This is a genomic window from Desulfovibrio sp. 1214_IL3152 (genome assembly GCF_036763055.1).
GTDB lineage: Bacteria > Desulfobacterota > Desulfovibrionia > Desulfovibrionales > Desulfovibrionaceae > Desulfovibrio.
The window spans coordinates 1-5,597 of record NZ_JBAIYW010000492.1 but is presented as its reverse complement, the minus strand read 5'-3'; the positions used below and the strand labels follow the sequence as shown (position 1 = coordinate 5,597).

General features: G+C 57.9%; 5 protein-coding genes. All 5 read right to left on the bottom strand.

Going from position 1 to position 5,597, the window contains the following annotated elements:
* The coding region (locus V6C07_RS10485; RefSeq protein ID WP_333536415.1) for a UDP-N-acetylglucosamine--N-acetylmuramyl-(pentapeptide) pyrophosphoryl-undecaprenol N-acetylglucosamine transferase at window positions 1-337 on the bottom strand (337 nt) is incomplete at its 3' end.
* On the bottom strand, window positions 316-1,497 hold the full coding sequence (gene ftsW / locus V6C07_RS10480; RefSeq protein ID WP_333536414.1) for a putative lipid II flippase FtsW: 1,182 nt from the start codon (window positions 1,495-1,497) through the stop codon (window positions 316-318). The genes V6C07_RS10485 and ftsW, both read right to left, overlap by 22 nt.
* Entirely contained in the window at window positions 1,494-2,798 is a 1,305-nt protein-coding gene (gene murD, locus V6C07_RS10475) for a UDP-N-acetylmuramoyl-L-alanine--D-glutamate ligase (RefSeq protein ID WP_333536412.1), read from the bottom strand. The genes ftsW and murD overlap by 4 nt, the downstream gene beginning before the upstream one ends.
* Before the next feature lie 11 nt (window positions 2,799-2,809).
* Window positions 2,810-3,886: a phospho-N-acetylmuramoyl-pentapeptide-transferase gene (mraY, locus tag V6C07_RS10470; RefSeq protein ID WP_333536410.1), complete on the bottom strand. Its 1,077-nt coding sequence runs from the start codon at window positions 3,884-3,886 to the stop codon at window positions 2,810-2,812.
* A gap of 553 nt (window positions 3,887-4,439) precedes the next feature.
* Window positions 4,440-5,597, bottom strand: a 1,158-nt coding sequence (locus tag V6C07_RS10465) for a UDP-N-acetylmuramoyl-tripeptide--D-alanyl-D-alanine ligase (RefSeq protein WP_333536409.1), incomplete at its 5' end; no start/stop codon positions are given.

Genomic DNA, 5,597 nt, shown 5'->3' with positions numbered 1-5,597 from the left:
TTCCGGCCAGCATGGGCGCAAACGCCGCGTAGCTTCCGAAGCCCGCCACCACATGCGGCCTGAAACGCCGGACAATGCCCATAGCCTTGCCCACGGCCCAGGTCATGCGAAAACCGGCTTCCACCGCTTTCAGGCCACGGCCCAGAAACCCGCGCACAGGCAAGCCTTCAAAGGGGATATTCGCCACACGGGCCAAACGTGCTTCTGGCCCGTAGAGCGAACCTACGAAAAGCAGCCTGGCCTGGGGATGCCTTCGCCGTACTTCTTCGGCAACGGCCAGAGCGGGAAAAATATGGCCGCCTGTGCCGCCTGTGGTCAGGAGGATGTTGATGTCCATGTGTCCGCCGTTCGTGAAAAGTTCATAAGCAGCCCCACGCAAAGCATGGTCGCAAGCAGGTTACTGCCGCCGTAGCTCATGAGGGGCATGGGTACGCCCTTGGGCGGCGCCACCCCCATAACCACCGCGAGATTCATGACCGCGCCCATGGCAAGGATGGTGGTAAGGCCAAAAGCGGTGAAACGGTCACGCAGATTGCGCTGTCCCTGAATGATCCTGTAGCAGCGCCAGAACAGCAGACCAAAGAGCACCATGACCACGCTCATGCCCACAAAGCCCATTTCTTCGGCCAGCACGGCCATGATAAAGTCGTTGTGCGCTTCGGGCAGATAGAACATTTTTTGTTTGCTGGCCCCGACACCCACGCCGAAAAAACTGCCCGAGCCGATAGCCAGCAGAGACTGCACAAGCTGATAGCCGGTGTTGTGGGCGTCTTGAAAGGGGTCAAGAAAGGCCAGCAGGCGGCGCAGACGGTACGGCGAAGAAATTGCCAGCGCCATGGCGCCCGCGCAGGCCAGCGCCAGAGAGAAAAAAAGGTATATAAAACGGGTTCCGCCAGCAACGCACATAAAAAACAAAATGCTGGCAAGCACGACGGCGCTGCCGAAGTCGGGCTGAAGCAACAGCAGAAAACAGAACAGACCCGTTACCGCAAACGGCGGAATAACGCCGCGGCTGAAAGTCTTGATGAGGTCTTGCTTGGAACTCATGAAATACGCCAGATACAGGGCAAGAGCTATCTTGACGAACTCCATCGGCTGAATATTCACCGGCCCCAGCGGTATCCACCGTTTGGCGCCGTTAATGGCCGGGGCCAGTGGCGAAAGAGTCACCAGCAGAAGCAGAAGGGCCAGAAAAAGGGCCGGATACTGCAGGCGATACAACCACTGGCGGGGCATGAGGGCCGCGCCCCACAGGGCCACGCCACCCACAAGGGCAAACAGCACCTGCCGCTTGAAAAAATAATACTTATCGCCGTTGACCTGCTCCGCCACAATGCCGCTGGCCGAGAGCACCATGACAAGCCCGATGGCCAGAATAATAAGCATTATGGTAAACAGCCACCAGTCAAAAGGCGCAAAGGGACCTTTTTCCGTGGCCCGGCTCATGGCGCTGTGCGCCTTGTTGGCTTTGGCTTTTGCTGCAAAGACATTTTTCATGCCAGCTTACCCACGATGCGCTTGAAATCATTCCCACGCTCTTCATAGTTGGCGTAAAGATCAAAACTTGAAGTGGCCGGGGCCATCAGCACCACATCCCCCTTGCGCGCCGAGGCAACAAGATGCTTTACGGCAGGCTCAAGGGTTTCGTGCCAGGTCATGGGTACAATCCCCTGCCAGGCCCGCTCGAAATGCTCCCTGCCGGCTCCAAAAAGAGCTGCTTCGGTCACGCGCTCCCTGACCAGATCCGCCAGCTCCGCCAGATCACCGCCCTTGAATTTTCCGCCACACAAAAGACGTACGGGGCGGTCAAAAGCTTCAAGGGCCACTTTAAGGGAAGAAACGGTAGTACATTTGGAATCATTGACAAAAAGAACTTTTCCAAGCTCACGTACCCGTTCAAGCCGGTGCGGCAGGGGTGCAAAGCGCGCCACGGCCCTGGCGGCATTTTCCTCGCTGACGCCAAAAAGGCGGCAAGCCTGCCAGGCGGCCTCTTCATTCACGCGGTTATGCACGCCCATGAGGGAGCTTTCAGGAAACCTGTCCGTGGCGCTCACATAAACCTGTCGGGCCTTCAGGCCGTACCGGGCCGCAAGGCTGCGCAAACCCTCACCGAGCACGGCAAGGTCACCTTCGTCCTGACAACGGAACAGACGAAATTTTGCTTCCGTGTATTCGGCCATGTCCTTGTGGTAGTCCAGATGATTGGGCGTAATATTCAGCAAGATGCCCGCTCTCGGACAAAACGTGGAGCAGGTCTGCAACTGGAAGCTGGAAATTTCCAGCACCAGCACATCGGCCTTATGCCCCGAAAGCACGTATTCCGACAGCGGAGTGCCGATATTGCCGCCCAAAAACACGGCATAACCCTGTTCATGCAGCATGGCGGCCGCCAGTGATGCGGTTGTGGTCTTGCCGCTGGTTCCGGTAACGGCCAGCACGGGTTCGTTATCCAGATATCGCCATGCCAGCTCCATTTCAGCCAGAATTTCCGTGCGCTCTTCGTCCACAAGGCCTGCAAGGCGCGCCACAGGCATGCCGGGGCTTGGCACAACAAAGGCGGCATTTTCAAACTGATCGGGATTGTGAGGGCCAAGATCAATGACAACGCCAAGCTGTCGCAGTTCGCCCGCCAGCCCTTCCCTGCCGGAAAAAGCGCCGGGATTGCTGTCCAGCAGACGCACCCGCGCTCCTTCGCGACACAAAAGGCGCGCAGCAGCCAGGCCGGAGCGTCCCGCCCCCACCACCACTGCCGTTTCACCAATGCTGATGCGTCTGCCGCGCGTTTTTTCCAATGCCATACTATATCTCCTCAACGCAGCTTCAGGACTGAAAGCGCCATGAGGCCAAGCAGAATTGATGTGATCCAGAAGCGAATGATAATTTTGGACTCAGGTACGCCTTTAAGTTCAAAATGGTGGTGCAGGGGGGCCATGCGAAAAAAACGCTTGCCCCCGGTCCAGCGAAAATACCCTACCTGCACGATGACTGAAAGCGTTTCAGCCACAAAAAGTCCGCCCACCACGGCAAGTACCAATTCCTGCTTGCACAGCAGTGCAAGATAACCGAGCACGCCGCCTATGGACAGGGACCCCACATCACCCATAAAAACCTGAGCCGGATAGGCGTTGAACCATAAAAAACCCAAGCCCGCGCCCACAAGAGCAGCGCAAAAAATGGTCACCTCACCCACGCCGGGCATGTAGGGAACCAGCAGATAGCCGGCAAAACGCGCGTTGCCCGTAATGTAGATAAAGATGGAAAAGACTATGCAGGCCACAATGGAAGGCCCTATGGCAAGGCCATCAAGGCCATCCGTAAGATTGACGGCATTGGACGCCGCCACCATGACAAAAACGCCGAAAGGCAGGTAAAACCAGCCCAGATCAAAGGTCACTTCCTTGAAAAAGGGAATGGTAAGCTTGCTGCTGTAGTCAGGGTTGACGAAAAGCAGCAGCATTGCCACGCAGGCCACGGCAAGCTGACCGCCCATCTTGGCCTTGCCGGAAATACCCCGGTTTTTGTGATGGCGCAGCTTGGTTATGTCGTCCCAGAAACCCACTGCTCCAAATCCGGCAAAAACAAAAAATGCCTGCCAGATGTAAATATTGGTCAGATCCGCCCACAAGAGCAGACTCACCGAAAGACTGAACAGCATCAGCAGGCCGCCCATGGTGGGAGTTCCGGCCTTGCAGGCGTGGGCCGCCACGTCCTCGTGAATATACTGGCCGCATTTTAACCGGCGCAGCCATGCAATAAAGCGCGGCCCGAGAATTATGGAAATGAGCAGAGCCGTCATGAGCGCCGCCATGGAACGGAAGGTGATGTAGCGGAAGACGTTAAAGAATGTCCATTCCGATGCGAGAGGAGAAAGGAAATTGTAAAACATGCACGGAGTCCGTTCGTTTGGCCACTCTGCGACCGTTACTGTCAGCGGGCCAGGCAAGGCCCTTGGTAGACCGCCCGCAGTGTTACGGGGGTGGTGAGGCGCATACGCCGCCGGAATAAAAAAGTTCACGTTTCAGACCGAGCCACCTGGGCAGGAAACAACTCCGCGCCGACAAAACCAGGAGTCGTTCAGGGGCTTGCCATGCGCGCTTTTCACAGAAAATCTTTGCAGCGCGCCGGACGGGCCGGAACAGTTTCGGACGGCAAGATGCCCGCATCACACCGGTGGGCGATAAATCCCCGGAGCGCTTTGCCGTTAAACCTACATTCGATTAATGTTCGCTGCCTCATCACAGCGCCTGGCTGCGTCGATATGCTGCGTCCTTCACCGCGCATCTAGAGCGGATTAACTTTGAGAGTACCCATTCTCAAAGTTTACTTCGGCGCTTAACATCGCAAATAAATTGCGTTTACGCCTTCACTGCGGGCGTCTGCTCACGCAGTCGCCAGAGCGGCTTCAAAATGAAAATGCCCTGTCACGCTGCCGCGCAGCTTCAGGACAAATTGCCCTGTCCGCTCAGGGCGGCCATGAGCGTTTCCAACCTGTTGCTGCGCGAACCTTTAAACAAAACCACGCCGCCGCTTTTGGCGGCCTTGTCCTCAAGGCCGTAGTCCTGCAGCGTCCGCCATGTTTTCATAAATTCCCCGGCATCGGCAACAACCTGCCAGGGACCGGCGTAACCCGCCAGGGTAAGCCCTTTGCGCACATCTTCCGCATAAAGTCCCTTCCAGATAATTGCCGAGGGATTCAGACCGGCCAGACGGCGGCCCAAAGCCTCATGCTCCATGGCGGCCTGGCTGCCAAGCTCAAGCATGGCGCCCAAAACCGCCACAAAAGGCCGACCGGCCGCCCTTTCGGACGCCGCATCAAGCATGCGGCCCATAGACAGGGGGTTGGCGTTATACGTGTCGTCAATCAGCAACCAGGAGCCTGCCCGTGCCTGACTGAAGCGTTGCGCTGGCATGCGGGCATGCGCCAGCCCTTGCCGTATGGCCTGAACGTCCAGTCCAAGCATGTGGGCCGTTGCAACCACAGCAGCCACGTTTTCCGCCCCGTACTCGCCCCTGAAAGGGGCTGTGACATCAAATTCCTTGCCGTTCAGCCACAAGCGGTACAGGCCGCAGGAGTCAACCATTGCGGCATCCGCACCGTGAGGAGCCGGAGCCGCCCCCGCATAAATGGCGCGAAACTCCACATCACGGCCGCAACCGCTGAAAAAACGGATGTCCGCCCCTGTGGCACGGGCTTCACGCGCAAGATCGGGGTAGTCCGCGCAGACAAGACCCTTGCCGTTCCTGGCAAGATGCTTGAGCAGACGCGCCTTGTGCCAGGCCACGCCCTTTTCGCCAAGCCCCTCGGTATGCCCCGTGCCGGCGTTGAGGACAACCGCAATATCCGGCCGCAGCACGGAACCAAGGTCATCCATGTCGCCTTCCTGACTGATCCCGGCTTCCATAACCCAGAAAGCTTCGTCGCCGTCCGTACCGAGCACCGCGCGGGGCATGCCTATCTGGTTGTTATAGTTCATGGCATTGCGGGCTGTCTTCCCGCCGCAGGACAGTACCTGGGCCAGCACTTCCTTGAGGGTGGTCTTGCCAGCCGTGCCGGTAACAGCCACCACGCGCGCCCTTGTCCTGTCGCGCCACAGCGC

What these genes read in the sequence shown, in the direction of transcription:
- ftsW (WP_333536414.1), bottom strand. Translation starts at nt 1,497, where the DNA reads ATGAAAAATGTCTTTGCAGCAAAAGCCAAAGCCAACAAGGCGCACAGC.
- murD (WP_333536412.1), bottom strand. Translation starts at nt 2,798, where the DNA reads ATGGCATTGGAAAAAACGCGCGGCAGACGCATCAGCATTGGTGAAACG.
- mraY (WP_333536410.1), bottom strand. Translation starts at nt 3,886, where the DNA reads ATGTTTTACAATTTCCTTTCTCCTCTCGCATCGGAATGGACATTCTTT.